At 54.3% G+C, this 16,077-nt stretch carries 12 protein-coding genes; 7 read left to right on the top strand and 5 right to left on the bottom strand.

Going from position 1 to position 16,077, the window contains the following annotated elements:
- Positions 1–296 precede the first annotated feature (296 nt).
- Together SYN7336_RS28815 and SYN7336_RS10160 are read right to left on the bottom strand one after the other, a co-directional pair.
- Entirely contained in the window at positions 297–425 is a 129-nt protein-coding gene (locus SYN7336_RS28815; RefSeq protein ID WP_017325831.1) for a transposase, read from the bottom strand.
- Positions 422–742 carry a hypothetical protein gene (locus tag SYN7336_RS10160; RefSeq protein ID WP_017325830.1) on the bottom strand — a complete coding sequence of 107 codons (321 nt, stop codon included), beginning with the start codon at positions 740–742 and terminating at the stop codon, positions 422–424. The genes SYN7336_RS28815 and SYN7336_RS10160 overlap by 4 nt, the downstream gene beginning before the upstream one ends.
- 973 nt (positions 743–1,715) lie before the next feature.
- On the opposite strand from SYN7336_RS10160, the gene SYN7336_RS10155 reads away from it, so the two are divergent.
- The 5 genes from SYN7336_RS10155 to coaD all read left to right on the top strand — a co-directional run bounded on the left by SYN7336_RS10155 (position 1,716) and on the right by coaD (position 9,991).
- The gene (locus SYN7336_RS10155) at positions 1,716–4,130 is read left to right on the top strand and encodes a phosphoketolase (RefSeq protein WP_026100870.1); all 2,415 of its coding nucleotides are present in this window, start codon (positions 1,716–1,718) and stop codon (positions 4,128–4,130) included.
- An 88-nt stretch (positions 4,131–4,218) separates the two neighbouring features.
- On the top strand, positions 4,219–6,753 hold the full coding sequence (locus SYN7336_RS10150; protein WP_017325828.1) for a glycogen/starch/alpha-glucan phosphorylase: 2,535 nt from the start codon (positions 4,219–4,221) through the stop codon (positions 6,751–6,753).
- A 19-nt stretch (positions 6,754–6,772) separates the two neighbouring features.
- Positions 6,773–7,411 carry a histidine phosphatase family protein gene (locus tag SYN7336_RS10145; protein WP_017325827.1) on the top strand — a complete coding sequence of 213 codons (639 nt, stop codon included), beginning with the start codon at positions 6,773–6,775 and terminating at the stop codon, positions 7,409–7,411.
- A gap of 6 nt (positions 7,412–7,417) precedes the next feature.
- A complete protein-coding gene (locus SYN7336_RS10140) occupies positions 7,418–8,641 on the top strand; it encodes an acetate kinase (protein WP_017325826.1) in 1,224 nt (407 codons plus the stop codon).
- 867 nt (positions 8,642–9,508) lie between these two features.
- Complete coding sequence (gene coaD / locus SYN7336_RS10130; protein ID WP_017325825.1) at positions 9,509–9,991, top strand: pantetheine-phosphate adenylyltransferase; 483 nt, start codon at positions 9,509–9,511, stop codon at positions 9,989–9,991.
- On the opposite strand, the gene SYN7336_RS25310 is transcribed toward coaD, so the two are convergent.
- Together SYN7336_RS25310 and SYN7336_RS25305 are read right to left on the bottom strand one after the other, a co-directional pair.
- Entirely contained in the window at positions 9,988–11,376 is a 1,389-nt protein-coding gene (locus SYN7336_RS25310) for a phospholipid carrier-dependent glycosyltransferase (protein WP_083885697.1), read from the bottom strand. The genes coaD and SYN7336_RS25310 overlap by 4 nt on opposite strands.
- Positions 11,377–11,486: 110 nt before the next feature.
- The gene (locus tag SYN7336_RS25305) at positions 11,487–11,972 is read right to left on the bottom strand and encodes an FHA domain-containing protein (RefSeq protein WP_051039795.1); all 486 of its coding nucleotides are present in this window, start codon (positions 11,970–11,972) and stop codon (positions 11,487–11,489) included.
- Between the two features lie 450 nt (positions 11,973–12,422).
- Here SYN7336_RS25305 and crtH point away from each other — a divergent pair, with 450 nt between their 5' ends.
- Together crtH and SYN7336_RS10110 are read left to right on the top strand one after the other, a co-directional pair.
- The gene (crtH, locus tag SYN7336_RS10115; protein ID WP_017325822.1) at positions 12,423–13,991 is read left to right on the top strand and encodes a carotenoid isomerase; all 1,569 of its coding nucleotides are present in this window, start codon (positions 12,423–12,425) and stop codon (positions 13,989–13,991) included.
- Between the two features lie 121 nt (positions 13,992–14,112).
- On the top strand, positions 14,113–15,444 hold the full coding sequence (locus tag SYN7336_RS10110) for a PhoH family protein (RefSeq protein ID WP_017325821.1): 1,332 nt from the start codon (positions 14,113–14,115) through the stop codon (positions 15,442–15,444).
- A gap of 133 nt (positions 15,445–15,577) precedes the next feature.
- Here the strand turns inward: SYN7336_RS10110 and SYN7336_RS25300 are convergent, their stop codons facing one another.
- Entirely contained in the window at positions 15,578–15,919 is a 342-nt protein-coding gene (locus SYN7336_RS25300) for a hypothetical protein (RefSeq protein ID WP_017325820.1), read from the bottom strand.
- Positions 15,920–16,077 lie beyond the last annotated feature (158 nt).

Genomic DNA, 16,077 nt, shown 5'->3' with positions numbered 1-16,077 from the left:
CGGCGATCGCCTTTCTCTACACCCTCATGACCCTCGACTCTGCCATTCAGCACTGGCAAGGTAAAGGCGGGGCTTGGAAAGGTCGCGTTTACCCCAGTCCCAATTCTTAAACTACATGCATATTGGAGGGATAAAACGCTTGCAATAAACCTCGTCCATGTTGAGACCTGGAGTTTTCAGACATTGCACTCGGCCCCCTCAATCCCCCACCAGTAGGGGACTTCCGAAAGTTTGTTGGCTTCGTTCTGCAACTGTCGATCGCCTTCCCAGTCTCTCAATGCCAACTGGCACTGCACTCAAGTCCCCCAGAATGACGGAGCTAGACCCACCAAGCTGGATGGCTTCTTGCTGCTCAGTTGACCTAATTCCGGCAGCGTCGAGACCGACACCGTGGCCACCACCCGCCCCACTCCAGGCACACTCATGAGTAACTCATAGCTTGCCTGGAAGGCTTGCACTCTTGACGCAGTTGGTCAATCTCCTTATCGAGCGCTTCGAGCCGCTGCTTGACCCGCTCTCGCACTACCACTTTGCGGTGGTCTCCTTCTGAGAGGATGTAGGCTAGCCAGATGACAATCACCCACCCCCAATCCAAACCTTCTTGCTTCCAGTGGCGGGGTAGATGGCGGTTGAGCAGCTCTGGCAATCCCATCTGCATCATCACATGCAGGAATAGCACCACATCATCAATACGTTCAGTGGTAACCGTGAGTTGAGCTCCCATGCCCAGACCTAGCATCATTGCTAGCTGAGCATATGCTGGCTACCTTTACTCGATCCGATTACGCGATCGCCAAGAATAATTCTTCCACCCGAAACCTCAACGAGTACTGCCAGAGCGTCTGCAGGCAGGGTCTTCGCCCTCAGTTTGTCAATGGAGTCACTACGGGCCCGCAGTCAAGTCTGTCACGAGATGCTGGTGTTGGCGAATGCTGATTTCTCAGAATGGCGCCATAATGTTCACAGTCTCAGTTGGAATGCGAGAGGATAAACGGATCGAGTCACTATTAGAATCGAGTCAAAATTGAAAGAAATATTGTATCTCAGCAAAGGCCGAGTGACGAGGATAATGTCATTGTCGAGTCTCCAATAGTTATGCTATTGAGAGATACCTTATCTCGATAATTATACTCTTGAAAATTACACAAGGAGGTAGTATTTAATTTGAGAATTTTGCCCTTTCGCTCACTTGAAGTAGGACCCCCAGAACCCTCCAAGCAAAGTGTTCTGAGCAGTATTAAAAGACTGTCTGATACCACCCCAGTATTTTGAGGAATACGGGCCTTCCGATCCGCGCGCTCTTTTGATAAATAAGCTACACGTCCTCAAGTTGTTATCGAGGTTCCAACGCTAGCCTTGTCAGAGAAAAATCACTTTTCCAAGCTTCTCATGTCAAAAATATACCCCTAGCATGTGTTCTTCAAGACATCACATTGCTGTTGCGAATGCTTACTATTTTATTAAGCCTTTGCACTCTGTTACAAAAAGTAATTTATCTTGATTTTGGCTCGACGGACGTCTGAACAGTCCCTATGCCGAACTTGAAGATCTTATTTCCCAATTAGGGAGCAAGAGTTTCAGTATGTAAATGGATCGATTTAGGTTAAATAATTGCGATCTCGAGTTGACTTTCAGACTTCCTCTCAAACAAACACTGTTGCTTTCTAGATCTAGAAAGCTTCATGACTGGCAGCATCTTCAAGGAGAGACGGAAAATGGTTCAAGCCCCCAATCCAAAAGCAATTTCTATGCCAGTGGCGCTCGCTAAAGATGAGTTGCGCAAAATTGACGCTTACTGGCGAGCTTGCAACTATCTCGCGGCTGGCATGATTTATTTGCAAGAGAATCCTCTCTTGAAGGAGCCATTGCGCCCCGAGCACGTTAAACGACGACTGCTCGGACATTGGGGTGCATCTCCTGCCTTGAGCTTTTCCTATATACACCTCAATCGACTGATTAATCAATACGACCTAAATGCCATCTTCATGGCTGGCCCCGGTCACGGTGCTCCGGGAGTAATTGGGCCCGTTTATTTGGAGGGAACCTATTCCGAGGTCTATCCCGATAAGAGCGAAGACGAAGAGGGTCTGAAAAACCTCTTTCAGTGGTTCTCCTTCCCTGGCGGCATTGGCAGCCACTGCACCCCCGAACTGCCCGGTTCCATCCACGAGGGCGGCGAGCTGGGTTACAGCCTCGCTCACGCCTACGGAGCTGCGTTCGACAATCCCGACCTCGTTGTTGCTGTCGTTGTGGGGGATGGCGAAGCCGAGACTGGCCCCCTGGCTACGGCTTGGCACTCCAACAAATTTCTCAACCCCATTCGCGACGGGGCTGTTTTGCCCATCCTCAACCTGAACGGCTACAAAATTGCTAACCCCACCATCCTGGCCAGGATTTCGTCGGAAGAACTGGACAGTTTGTTCAGAGGCTACGGTTACACCCCCTATGTGGTTGAGGGGGACGACCCAGAACTGATGCACCAGAAGATGGCTTCTGTTATGGAAGAGTGCATCAGCCAGATTCGCTCTATTCAGGCAGAAGCTCGCAGTACGGGCGTCGCTAAACGTCCCCGCTGGCCGATGATTGTCCTCCGCACGCCTAAAGGCTGGACGGGGCCTCAAGAGGTGGACGGTCACAAGGTGGAAGGGTTTTGGCGGGCTCATCAAGTACCGATGGGAGGAATGCACAGCAACCCGCAGCACCTAGAAATGCTGGAAACTTGGATGAAGGGCTACAAGCCCGAGGAGCTGTTTGACGCCAACGGCACGCTGCTGTCCGAACTGAAGGAATTGGCTCCCAAGGGCGATCGCCGCATGAGCGACAATCCGATCGCCAATGGCGGCAGGGTGCGCAAGGAACTGCGCATGCCCGACTTCCGCGAGCTGGCTGTCGAGATCCCCCAACCGGGCACCGTTGAAGTGGAGAATACTCGCGTACTCGGCGACTTCCTGCGGGAAGTGATGCGCAAAAACATGGAGAACTTCCGCGTATTCGGCCCGGACGAAACAGCCTCCAACCGCCTGCAATCCATTTATGAAGTCAGTAAAAAGACCTGGATGGCCGATTATTTGCCGGAGGACGAAGACGGCGGCGAACTGTCTCCAGACGGTCGGGTGATGGAGATGCTCAGCGAGCACACCTTGCAGGGCTGGTTGGAAGGTTACCTGCTGTCGGGACGGCACGGCTTCTTCCATACCTACGAAGCCTTCGCTCACGTGGTGGACTCGATGTTCAACCAGCACGCCAAGTGGTTGGATATTTGCAAGAAAGACGTTCCTTGGCGCGCTCCCGTTGCCTCCCTCAATATCATGCTCTCTTCAACCGTGTGGAGACAGGATCACAATGGCTTCAGCCACCAAGATCCGGGCTACATCGATCTGGTCACCAACAAGAGTGCCGATGTCGTGCGCGTCTACTTTCCACCCGACGCCAACTGCCTACTATCAGTGGCGGATCACTGCCTGCGCAGTCGGGACTACGTCAACATCATTGTGTCTGACAAGCAGAAGCACTTGCAGTATTTGACGATGGAGGAGGCGATCGCCCATTGCACTAAGGGGCTGGGCATCTGGGAATGGGCGAGCAACGACGATTGCGGTACCGCTCCTGACGTGCCAGATGTTGTCATGGCCTGCTGTGGCGATATTCCGACGATGGAGTCACTGGCAGCTACGGCCATTCTGCGGGAAGAGTTCCCCGAGCTCGCGGTTCGATTTATCAACGTCGTCGATTTACTGACTCTAGTGGACGAGCGCGAGCACCCCCACGGCTTGTCGAACCGCGACTTCGATACGCTGTTTACGCCCGATAAACCTATCATCTTTAACTTCCACGGCTATCCTTGGTTAATTCACAAATTGGTCTATCGCCGCAGCAATCAAGAGCGCATTCACGTGCGCGGCTATAAGGAAGAGGGCAATATCAACACGCCTCTGGAACTGGCGATTGAAAATCAAATCGATCGCTTCAATTTAGTCATCGATGTCATTGACCGCGTGCCCTCTCTGCGTTCCCGTGCCGCTTATGTCAAAGAGCGCATGAAAAACGCGATTATCGAGCACACCCACTACGCATTTACCCACGGGATGGATAAGCCCGAAATGATCGACTGGAAGTGGCCCTTTAGCTAATGTTCGCAAGCTGGAGGCGGGGAAGTTGAGCCATGGCTCAGCTTCCCTCGCTCTGTTATTGCTAGGGAAGGCAAGGAGAAAACGTACCGTGACAAGCTCTAAGAATATAGACGCGCAACCGACCGTCCAAATCGAGGACGATCGCACCGGTCTGGGCATTGAAACTTTGCGGCGGGCGATCGCCGATAACCTGTTTTACATCCAGGGCAAGTTTCCAGAGATTGCGACTCTGAATGACTACTACATGGCGCTGGCCTACACCGTGCGCGATCGCCTCCTGCAGCGCTGGATTGCCACAGTGCAGACCTACATGCAGCCCGACGTCAAGGTCGTTGCCTATCTCTCTGCCGAATTTCTGGAGGGACCTCACCTGGGGAATAACGCAATCAATTTAGGCATTTACGATCGCGTCAAACAGGCCGTTATCGAGTCTGGGCTCGATCTGGAAGCGTTGCTGGAGCAGGAAGAGGAACCGGGTTTGGGGAATGGCGGCCTGGGGCGCTTGGCGGCCTGCTATATGGACTCTCTGGCAACGCTGGAGATTCCGGCCATTGGCTACGGCATCCGCTACGAATTCGGCATTTTCGACCAAGAAATTCGCGATGGCTGGCAGGCGGAGATTACCGATAAGTGGCTGCAGTTTGGCAATCCTTGGGAGATCCCCCGCCCAGAATCCTCAGTGCTGGTGAATTTTGCAGGCTATACAGAAACCTATACAGATGAAGCAGGACACTATCGAGTGCGTTGGGTGCCGCACCAAGTGGTCAAAGGCATTCCCTACGACACGCCCATTCTGGGCTATCGGGTCAACACAGCCAATACATTGCGCCTCTGGAAAGCAGAAGCGCCCGAGTCCTTCGACTTTAATGCCTTTAATGTCGGGAATTATTACGGGGCTGTGAACCAAAAGGTGGTGTCAGAGAATTTCACCAAGGTGCTTTACCCCAATGACGAACCCGTTCAAGGCAAGCAGTTGCGCTTGGGGCAGCAGTATTTTTTCGTTTCCTGTGCGCTGCAAGACATGATTCGCATACATCTTGCAACCGGGGGGGATCTAGAGCGCTTTCACGAACGATTTGCCGTACAGCTCAATGACACCCATCCTGCCATTGGCGTGGCCGAACTGATGCGGTTGTTAGTGGACGAGCACCATCTCGATTGGGAGCTGGCTTGGGATGTTACCCAAAAAACCTTTGCCTACACCAACCATACGCTCCTGCCCGAAGCGTTAGAAAAGTGGCCCCTCAGTCTGTTTGGACGCCTGCTGCCCAGACATCTAGAAATTGTCTACGAAATCAACCGACGATTTTTGGATTGGATTCGGGTGAAGTACATCAATGACATGGGAAAACTCTCGCGGCTGTCTTTGATTGACGAAAGTGGTGAAAGATACGTGCGCATGGCTCACCTAGCCTGTATCGGCAGCCATCGCATTAACGGCGTTGCCGCACTCCACAGCGAGTTGCTCGAGCAAACTGTGCTGCAAGACTTTCACGAACTTTGGCCCGAAAAAATCATCAATGTGACCAACGGCGTCACGCCGCGACGCTGGATGGTTTTGAGTAACCCCAGGCTGACCGACCTAATCACTCGCACCATTGGCGATCGCTGGATAGTCCATTTAGAAGACCTCAAAAAACTAGAAGCCTTCGCAGCTGACTCGGCCTTTCGAGCAGAGTGGCGGCAGGTCAAACAGGCGAACAAGCAGGCACTCGCCCAGCGCATCCTGGACCGCACGGGGATCGCGGTCAACCCAGATTCGATGTTCGATATTCAGGTGAAGCGCATCCACGAGTACAAGCGCCAGCATCTCAACGTTCTGCACATCATCACCCTCTACAATCGCCTCAAGCACAATCTCGATCTCGATATGCCAGCGCGGACGTTTATCTTTGGCGGCAAGGCTGCGCCGGGATATTTCATGGCGAAGCTCGTCATTAAGCTCATTACTTCTGTGGGCGATGTCGTCAATCGAGACCCGGATGTTCGCGATCGCCTCAAAGTGGTGTTTCTGCCAGACTATAACGTCAAGAACAGTCAGCTGGTCTACCCATCCGCAGACTTGTCGGAACAAATTTCCACCGCAGGCAAAGAAGCCTCGGGCACGGGCAACATGAAGTTTTCCCTCAACGGGGCTCTCACCATTGGCACCCTCGACGGAGCCAATATCGAAATTCGCGAGTCTGTTGGGGCGGAGAATTTCTGTCTGTTTGGTCTCTCTGTTGAAGGGATCGCTCAATTGCAAGATCGGGGCTATTGTCCGCGTCACTACTGCGATCGCAACCCCGAACTGAAGGAAGCCGTGGCTCGGATCGAGTCCGGCTATTTCTCCCACGGCGATCGCGACTTATTCCGCCCCCTCCTCGATAAGTTACTCGATCGCGATCCCTATTTCCTCCTCGCCGACTATCAGTCCTATATCGAATGCCAAGAGCAGGTGAGCCAAGCCTATCGCGATGCAGAACATTGGACTCGCATGTCTATTCTGAATACGGCTCGAATGGGCAAGTTCTCGTCAGATCGTTCCATTCGGGAGTACGCCGAGAAAATCTGGCAGGTTCAGCCCGTTCCGGTTCAACTTCAGAATTACGTTCAGGCCAACGCTGTCTTAAACGTTCGCTAGCAAGGGATTGAACCCAATCATGAGTCTGAGTCTCTATTTTTTGCGGCATGGCGAAACCACCCACAGCCAGACCGGCGGCTACTGCGGCGCTCTCGACCCAGGACTGACACCAGCGGGTTTACAAATGGCACAAGCCTTCGCCGATGCCTATCGGGCAGTACCTTGGTCAGCTATTTTTGCCAGTCCGATGCAACGCACCGTCACGACGGCTAAGTCCTTGTGCGAGGCGGCTGGTGTCGATCTGCAAATTCGAGAGGGACTGAAAGAAATGCATTTTGGAGAATGGGAAGATCGAATGCCGGACTACGTGCGAGAACACTATCCTGACGATTACGTTCGTTGGCTCACAGAACCAGCCTGGAATCCCCCGACGGGCGGCGAGACGGGGGTTCAGGTTGCCAGCCGCGCCTCGCTGGCGATCGCAGAAATTGAGGATAAATTTACGACGGGCAATGTCCTGGTTGTCTCCCACAAAACCACGATTCGGATTCTTCTCTGCAGCCTCCTCGGGATTGATTTAGGCCGCTATCGCGATCGCATCGAGATGCCTGTGGCTTCGGTCAGTTTAGTGAAGTTCGATCGCCACGGCCCTTTACTGCAGCGATTGGGCGATCGCTCCCATCTGCCAGAAGAGCTTCGCAATCGAGCGGGAACGTGAGCGGCCATGAAGATTTTGGTTCTCAATGCAGGCTCCAGCAGCCAGAAAAGTTGCTTGTACAGCATTCGGGGGACAGTCCCGGAACAGCCCCCCGCTCCGGTTTGGGAGGCTCAGATTGATTGGCATTCCCAAGACGATGTCGCAACGCTGTTTGTGAAGACAGAGCGAGGGGAGAAATTAGCAGAAAAACTCCATTCTGCCTCTCGACCTGAAACACTTTCCCATCTGTTGAATATGCTTTGGCAGGGATCGACTCGCGTCATCCAAAGCCCGCAAGAAATTGATGGGGTGGGCCATCGAGTCGTGCATGGCGGTCGAGCTTATCGAGCCAGTGTTGTTGTGACGCCCGCTGTCAAAGCGGCGATCGCTCGTCTGAGTTCCCTGGCACCCGCCCACAATCCAGCCAATTTAGAGGGGATTGAGCTGATGGAGCAGATTTTGGGCAATCTTCCTCAAGTTGCTGTATTCGACACTGCTTTTCACAGTCATATCCCCGATGTCGCCGCCACCTATCCCGGTCCCTATGACTGGCTCGAACGGGGGATTCGCCGCTATGGGTTTCACGGCATTAGCCACCAATACTGTGCTTCGCAGGCGGCTCGCATCTTGGATCGAGACTTAGCCGAGCTGCGCCTCATCGTCTGTCATTTGGGCAATGGATGTTCTCTAACGGCGATTGAGAACGGTCGCAGCATCGATACCACGATGGGTTTTACCCCTTTGGATGGCTTGATGATGGGAACCCGCTCGGGAGCGGTCGATCCCGGTATCTTGATTCATTTGATGCGACAAGGCTATTCGGCGGATGAGTTAGATCGCCTGCTGAATCGGGAATCTGGCCTGAAAGGGATTTCTGGAATTTCCCACGATCTACGAGAGATCGAGCGGGCGATCGAGCGAGGCAACAAGCGAGCCAAACTGGCTTTGGACATCTACCTCCACCGTTTAAAATCTTGTCTGGGCGCAATGTTAATGAGCTTGGGCGGAGTCGATGCAATTGTCTTCACTGCAGGAATTGGGGAGCATTCAGCCTTCGTTCGCGCTGCAACCTGTGAGGCCCTAGGGTTTTTGGGGTTGAAGCTAGATCTCGCTAAGAATGAAAATTGTACGGGCGATCGAGATATTGCGACCGCTGAGTCTGCCGTACGGGTTCTGGTGATTCATACCCAAGAGGATTGGGCGATCGCACGAGACTGCTGGCACTGCCTGAAAGGTAGCAGTGGAAGCTAAGCACAAGGGCCAGAGATTTGGTGCCGTATCTGAAGAGCATGCCGACGCGCTGGTGACCGAGGTGACAGGGATTTAGGTGTGACTGACGAGAGCGAGCATCCCTCAGAACAAAAGCCGATCGTAGATTTAGGAAAAATACTTCAAGCATCGGAGCTGTCTTTCATTAAACCTGAGTTCGATGACTCTGCATTGCCCTCACCCCCGGCCCCTCTCCCCTCGCGAAGCGTGGCGTCAGCCGTAAATTTGGGAGAGGGGAGAAACAGCCGAAAATCCTTACGGGGCCTTGTTCCCCTGCCCCCAAAGTTGGGGGTAGGGGTTAGGGGAAGGGGGCCACAGGCATCTAGACAAATGGCCAATGTTTCGGAATATGAATTTCGCCAGCAGCATCAAAATTGGGGAAAGGGGTTAGGGGATGGGGGCCAGTCCCTTGTCGAACTCACGTTTCATTAAGAAGGAAGATCCCAGGGATGCCAGAATCAGGCGTATCCAGAAATTGACACTTTTCTTGAGCGCAGTTGGTTTGAGCGTTGCAGTTATTTTGACAGCTTGTGTTACGAGTACAGTTTTGCTCCTGAGGGCCAGCACTACTGTAGAAGAAAAAGCATTGGCATATAGCAGTCATAAATCAGTCGTGAACGCTAATTGGCCTGAAACCCAGGGCTGACAAGAATCGGGGTTTACAATTCATTTAGGATCGCTATAGTCCATCTCGACTCACGTTCTAACAGGGGTGGTTGCGTTTATGTTTGGGAGCCAAGCTGGAGTAAAAGGCTGACTAGGCCGGACAATAGGCAAACCGCAGGCAAGATAGAAACCGAAGGCTTCAAATTCTATCTGCAGCCATCAACCTTTGCGTAGAGGTGAGTTTTGATTGCACTCTATCCCGGCAGCTTCGATCCCGTGACCTACGGCCACCTAGATATCATCGAAAGCGCCAGCCGCATGTTCGATCGCACGATCGTCTCCATCCTCAAAAACCCCAATAAAACCCCTCTGTTTTCACTGGAACAGCGGCAAGCGCAAATACGCACCGCCACCGCCCACCTGCCCAATATCGAAGTCACCACCTTTTGGGGACTCACCGTCACCCACGCCCGCCAGCAAAACGCTCAGGTACTCATTCGCGGCCTGCGAGCCATTTCAGACTTTGAATTCGAACTGCAGATGGCCCACACCAACAAAACCCTAGAGCCCGATCTGGACACTATCTTTCTGGCCTGCTCCAACCAGCACAGCTTTTTAAGCAGCAGTGTGGTCAAAGAAATCGCCCGCTACGGCGGTCCCATCGACCATCTGGTTCCCCCTAATGTCAAACAGGATTTAGAAACGGCGTTTGCCCCACTCGACTAGAGCCAATTAAACCCCGGTATGCGATCGGGCACAAACCAGATGCGCCGGTAAAACTGTTCGGGTGACAGGGGCAGAGCCAACCAAATGGGCGAGAAAAACAGGGCACAAGCCACAATCGCGATCGCCGCCGACCAGCCCAGCCACCGCCAAATCGGCTTGGGATGGCCGATCGAGGCATCCATCACCCAAGCCAGCGCCAGGATGCCAAATACATAGGCACTCATGTAGTGATAGATAAACACGCACCGACTCACCAACGCCCAAGGCAGGAGATTGGCGGCATAGCCCACCAGCCAGTAAGCCGGTATCGCCTGCAAGCGGGCTAGCCCCCACACCGCCAAGCCCACCACCGCCGCAGTGGCCAGCCACCACTCCACCGGATTGCCAATTGCGTGTACATCCCGCCAAATATTACCGTCCGCCTGGAAAAAGTATCCCATCGGTCGAGCTAGCACCGGCCAAGAGAGCCATGTCGAACAATAGGGATGCACGAGTTCGTCCACCCCCACCCCTGCAGTTGCACTGGTGTGAAGGCCCATCAGGGAAGCATGAAGCTGCAACAGCCGCCTGCCCAATTGAACCCAGTCGCGCCAGCCGCTCCCCGGCTGAATAATGCCTTGCTGCAGGAGGTGGGGCAGCCACTGCAAGAGATAAAATCCTGCCGGCAGGAAGCCGAAGTAAACCAGGTAATGTTTCCAGCGCAGCGATCGCACCTGCCCCCAAATCCCCAGCGGTAGTGGTGATTTTAAGCGCAGCAGAGCGTGGCTCCAAGCTAATGCCGCCATGCCCGCCAAGGCGAGTGCGAAGCCCAGCCCATTCCACTTGACTGAAGCGCTTGCCCCCAACAGCAAGCCCGCCCCCCCGAGTAGCAGCCCCCGTCGAGCCCCCCTTGCCTCTAGAGCGGCGATCGCGTAGATCTGCGCCACCACACCAAACAACACCAGAAAGGTATTGAGCAGACCCAAGCGCGATTCCACTAAAAAGAGACCATCGCAGAGCATCAGCCCGCCCGCCCACCAGGCAAACCGACGGCGGTAGGAGATCTTGTAGGCCAGACCCGCCACCGCGACGGGAATCAGCGAACCGGCGATCGCCGTAGCAATGCGGTAGCCCCAAGCATTGCGGCCTAAAGCCACAATCCCCGAGGCAATCAAGTATTTACCCAAGGGAGGGTGCGCGTCGTAGGGGGCCGTGCCGTCGAGATATGCTTCGGCAAATTTAGGGAAATAGACCTCGTCAAACACGGGCGGCTCTAGCTCGCCCAGATGCCACAGGCGCAGTGCCAGGGCCACAATCCAGATGGCGAGCATCCCTAACTGGAGGACGCGATCGCGGGGCGATCGCCGAGCGGACATACTGCTCTGCCTCAGTGTGGGAAATGCCATACCTGTCTCAAACGCCAACTCCTTTTGATGGTAGGGCGTCGGGCCAACATCCCAAGAAGCAAGCTGAGGATGCTAGGCTCCTCAGGTTCTCCTCTGAAACACTCCCGGTCTCAACGCGAACTCGATTTAGCTTCAATTGTGGTTCGGGACACATCTTCCACAGCCAGCTTGAGGCTGCGGTAGCCAGCGGATTCAGCATATTGAGCGAACTCGGCATCCGACAGATTGGCGGTCATGTAATAGGTGGCCGTGGCATCGCGACTGAAGGCAACCGTATCGCCGTGGCTGAGATCGTGTTGAGCCAGGCGCTGGCCGTTAACAGTAATCCCATTCGTGCTGCGCTCCCCTTTGGCATTGCCGTCGAGGATGCGAAACAAGCGATTGGCGGTACCGGGAATGGGAACCCGCAGCAGGATGGCATGCTGGCGGGAGGCATAATTGGAATTCAGTACGATCGCGCAGCTGGGGTCGCGCCCGATCGAATAAGTCGCGGCTTCGAGAGAGATGGTTCGGCGACCGGCGTTATCTTCAATGACTAACACATGCCTGACCCGGCTGCGCTGGGCGTTTGTATTTTCAAATTGAGTGCTAACCATAGTTGTGGAGCGATGACTGTGATTCGGGGGTAGGAATTTAAACTGCGATCTCGCGAAGACTGAAAGCAATTCGAGTCCTCGAATCGCTGCAAGCTCGGCTTGCCATAGGTTACCAAAGTCAACCAATTTCGATATCAGTCTCTCCACCGATCGCCGCAAGTTTGCGTAAGGAGCTGGGGGAGAAGAGCGGGAGCCGTCGTGCAAAAGTCAGCCAATTCCCTGCAGAAGCAATGCTTGAAGCCCCATGGATAGAAAAATTTACTACCAAAAGCGAAGAGTGGAAGTATTAATTTTATTAAATAAGAGTCTCCAGTCAACGATCTCCGCGAAATTACCAGCATTCCAGCATTGAATAGTCCTTCAGCCCTCGCGATCGCTCGATGGCGATCGCCCCAACTGGCGGTAGAGAACGTACTACAGTGAATCTAACGACTGAATTCTGACAATTGCATGACTGCCGCGACTCGCCCCACCTCGCCTCCTGCAGAAGCATCTTCTCCCGATCGCCCGCTCGATGCGATCGTGATTGGCTCGGGCATTGGCGGCTTGGTGACGGCAACGCAACTGGCAGCCAAGGGCTATTCGGTGGCGGTATTAGAGAAATACCTGATTCCGGGGGGGAGTGCGGGCTATTTCGAGCGGGAGTCGGCCAGCGGACACTATCGCTTCGATGTGGGGGCATCGATGATTTTTGGGTTTGGAGACAAGGGCTCTACAAACCTGCTGACGCGGGCACTGGCAGCGGTCGATCGCCGTCTCGACACCATCCCCGATCCCGTCCAAATTGCCTATCACCTGCCCGATGGCCTCAATCCCCGCGTCCACCGCGATTACGACGCCTTTATCGCAGAACTGACCGAGTCCTTCCCCCACGAGAAAGTGGGCATTCGCAAGTTTTACGACGAAGCTTGGCGGGTGTTCAATTACCTCAATTCGATGGAACTACTGTCGCTAGAGGAATTGGGCTATCTCTTGCGGGTGTTTGGCCAACAGCCGATGAGTTGCTTGGGATTAGCCCGCTACCTGCCGGTGAATGCGGGCCAAGTGGCGCGCAAGTACATCAAGGATGAGACATTACTCGCTTTTATCGATATGGAGTGTTATTGCTGGTCGGTGGTGCCCGCCGATCGGACGCCCATGATTAATGCGGGTATGGTGTTTAGCGATCGCCATTACGGCGGGATCAACTATCCCGAGGGGGGGGTGGGCAAGATTGCAGAGGTCTTGGCAGACGGGCTGGTGGAAAAGGGCGGTCAGATTCGTTACAAAGCCAGGGTCACAAAGATTTTGAAGCGGGGAAATCGAGCGATTGGGGTCCAGCTCGCCGATGGCGAAACCCTGTATGCCCGCAAGATTATCTCTAACGCCACCCGCTGGGATACCTTCCAAAACCTCATGCCCGAGCTGCCATTGCCGAGGGCGGAAAAGAGCTGGCAGAGCCGCTACGAGCAGTCCCCCAGTTTCCTCAGTTTGCATTTGGGGGTCGAAGCAGAGGCGATCGCGGGCGAGGCCGATTGCCACCACATTCTGCTGGAAGACTGGCGCGAGATGGAACGGGAGCAGGGAACTATTTTTGTGTCTATTCCCACTCTGCTCGATCCCGACCTAGCCCCTCCCAATCGCCACATTATCCATACCTTCACCCCCAGCCACATGTCCGAGTGGGAAGGACTGCCATCGCGAGACTATCGCGCTAAAAAAGAGCGAGATGCCGACCGTCTGATTCAACGGTTGCAGCAGATTTGGCCGGATTTAGGCGATCGCATCGAACTCAAAGAGATCGGAACCCCCCGCACCCATCGCAAATTTTTAGGCCGCATCAACGGCACCTATGGCCCGATTCCCAGCAGTACTCCCTGGGGCCTATTGGGAGTTCCCTTCAACCGCACTTCGGTACGTAACCTTTACTGTGTGGGAGATAGCACCTTTCCCGGACAGGGTTTGAATGCTGTAGCGTTTTCGGGGTTTGCCTGCGCCCATCGAGTGGCCGTAGATTTGGGTCGGCCCAGTCGGCAGTGAGGACGTGTCCCCCATTCGCCGCAGGAGCATCTTGAATAAATGATCGATTCATCGACCGATTGCGGGATTCACCCGTTATAACTAGTCAACTGAACTTCTAAACTGCAGGCGAGATTCGCACATGAAAAAAGCGTATGTGTTAGATACCAACGTGTTACTGCACGATCCCACGGCCCTAACGCACTTTCGCGAGAACGATATCGTTCTACCCATCACCATCATCGAAGAACTCGATCGGTTTAAAAAACAAGCCTCCAGTATCGGGCGCAACGCTCGCCACACCTCTCGCTTGCTCGATAGCCTCCGCCTGCAAGGCCACCTGCACGAAGGGATTTCATTGGAAGAAGGGGGTCACTTGCAAGTGGCCCTCTGCTCCCGTCAAACCCTGAGAGAATTGCCCCCCGAACTGGAAGGCGATCGCGGCGATAATGCCATCTTGGCCACAGCCCTAGAGCTGAAACGGTCCTGCGAATGTCCGGTGGTGTTAGTCAGCAAAGATACCAATTTGCGCATCAAAGCCAACGCCCTCGGCCTCGATGCGGAAGACTACGAAACCGACAAGGTCGATGTTGAGGAACTCTACACCGGCTATCGCGAAGTCATGGCAGACGCCAACACCATCAAGGGCCTATTCGAGCAAGGGGGAGTCACCCTAGAACTGGAACAGGAATGCTATCCCAACCAAGCTTTCACCTTGATCGATGTCGCCAATCCCCATCACACTGCCCTGGCGATCGCCCAAAACCAGAAAGGGGATGTGGTGCCCCTCAGCAAACTTCCCCACGGTGGCGTCTCCCGCATCCAACCCCGCAACCGCGAACAAAAATTTGCCCTCGAACTCCTGCTGCGCGAATCGATTCAGTTAGTCACCCTAGTGGGCAAAGCCGGTACGGGAAAAACCCTATTGGCGATCGCTGCTGGCTTGCGCCAAGTGGCCGACAAACAAGTGTACAGCCGCCTCTTAATCTCCCGTCCGGTGGTGCCGATGGGCCAAGATTTGGGCTACCTGCCGGGGGATATCACTGAAAAACTCACCCCCTGGATGCAACCGCTATACGACAATTTCGATCTGATCTTCGATACCCAAGACCTGACGGGCCGAGCGGGCCATTGGAAACACGGCCACGAAGAGCTGATGGAGCGGGGCATGCTGCAAATCGAGCCCCTCACCTACATTCGAGGCCGCACCATTCCCAAACAATATCTGATCGTCGATGAGGCCCAGAACCTCACCCCCCACGAAGTCAAAACCATCCTGACGCGGGCCGGAGAGGGCACTAAGATTATCTTGACTGGCGATCTCGAGCAAATTGACAACCCCTACGTCGATGCTGCCAGTAACGGCCTCACCTATGCGATCGAAAAATTTCGCGGCGAACCCTTGGCCGGACATATCCTGCTGGAAAAGGGAGAACGTTCGGACTTAGCAGAACGGGCAGCAGCTCTGCTGTAAGTCCTCGATCCTCTCGGCCATCCGCCATCAGTCCTCTATCTCCGTTCCCAACCCACTCCCCCTACATGAATGTCAGTGCGGCAGAGGGCGTGATTCCCGAAGATGTCGTGCGTTAGCGGACTTAGCCCCAAGTCTATTTCTTCTTCTTCGACTTCGGCTTGCGAATTTTCCATCCCAGCTCCGAGCCATTCTGTCCCGCTCGCTCGCAGATAAATCCGTAACGCTCTATGCTGTCGTAACGGACGAGGGTTTTGGGGGCGAGTTTGAGTAATTGGGCCAGTTCGCTGGTGCCCAAAATCCAGTTGTTTTGGTAGGCGTCTTCGAGAGCGCGGATGTGGGCAATGGGATCGGCGGGGGCGGAGGGGGGCTGCAATTGCTGCAGCAATTGGGCAAACATTGCCGCCATGGTGTTCTGCGGCTGAGCGGGCTCGACGATCGCTCGGGGGATGGGAGTGATGGAGGGTTCTTCAGACATAGGCTTGCAGGCGGTCGATGAGATTCTGAGTATACCGGCTTGGTTCAAAAACTGGCCTTTTTGGGTGACACTTTCATGATAGAGCGGGCCATCATTTGAGCACGAACAAACTCATCAATATATGGAGGCACACTATGCTCTTTGGAAGCGTTGGAAAC

This window comes from Synechococcus sp. PCC 7336 (assembly GCF_000332275.1).
GTDB lineage: Bacteria > Cyanobacteriota > Cyanobacteriia > Thermostichales > PCC-7336 > PCC-7336.
The sequence above is the reverse complement of the archived record's forward strand: the minus strand, read 5'-3'. Positions and strand labels throughout refer to the sequence as shown.

Coding starts and splice junctions, on each gene's coding strand:
- SYN7336_RS10155 (WP_026100870.1), top strand. CDS start 1,716: ATGGTTCAAGCCCCCAATCCAAAAGCAATTTCTATGCCAGTGGCGCTC.
- SYN7336_RS10140 (WP_017325826.1), top strand. CDS start 7,418: ATGAAGATTTTGGTTCTCAATGCAGGCTCCAGCAGCCAGAAAAGTTGC.
- SYN7336_RS25305 (WP_051039795.1), bottom strand. CDS start 11,972: ATGGTTAGCACTCAATTTGAAAATACAAACGCCCAGCGCAGCCGGGTC.
- SYN7336_RS10160 (WP_017325830.1), bottom strand. CDS start 742: ATGATGCTAGGTCTGGGCATGGGAGCTCAACTCACGGTTACCACTGAA.
- SYN7336_RS25310 (WP_083885697.1), bottom strand. CDS start 11,376: ATGGCATTTCCCACACTGAGGCAGAGCAGTATGTCCGCTCGGCGATCG.
- SYN7336_RS10110 (WP_017325821.1), top strand. CDS start 14,113: ATGAAAAAAGCGTATGTGTTAGATACCAACGTGTTACTGCACGATCCC.
- SYN7336_RS10145 (WP_017325827.1), top strand. CDS start 6,773: ATGAGTCTGAGTCTCTATTTTTTGCGGCATGGCGAAACCACCCACAGC.
- SYN7336_RS28815 (WP_017325831.1), bottom strand. CDS start 425: ATGAGTGTGCCTGGAGTGGGGCGGGTGGTGGCCACGGTGTCGGTCTCG.
- crtH (WP_017325822.1), top strand. CDS start 12,423: ATGACTGCCGCGACTCGCCCCACCTCGCCTCCTGCAGAAGCATCTTCT.
- SYN7336_RS25300 (WP_017325820.1), bottom strand. CDS start 15,919: ATGTCTGAAGAACCCTCCATCACTCCCATCCCCCGAGCGATCGTCGAG.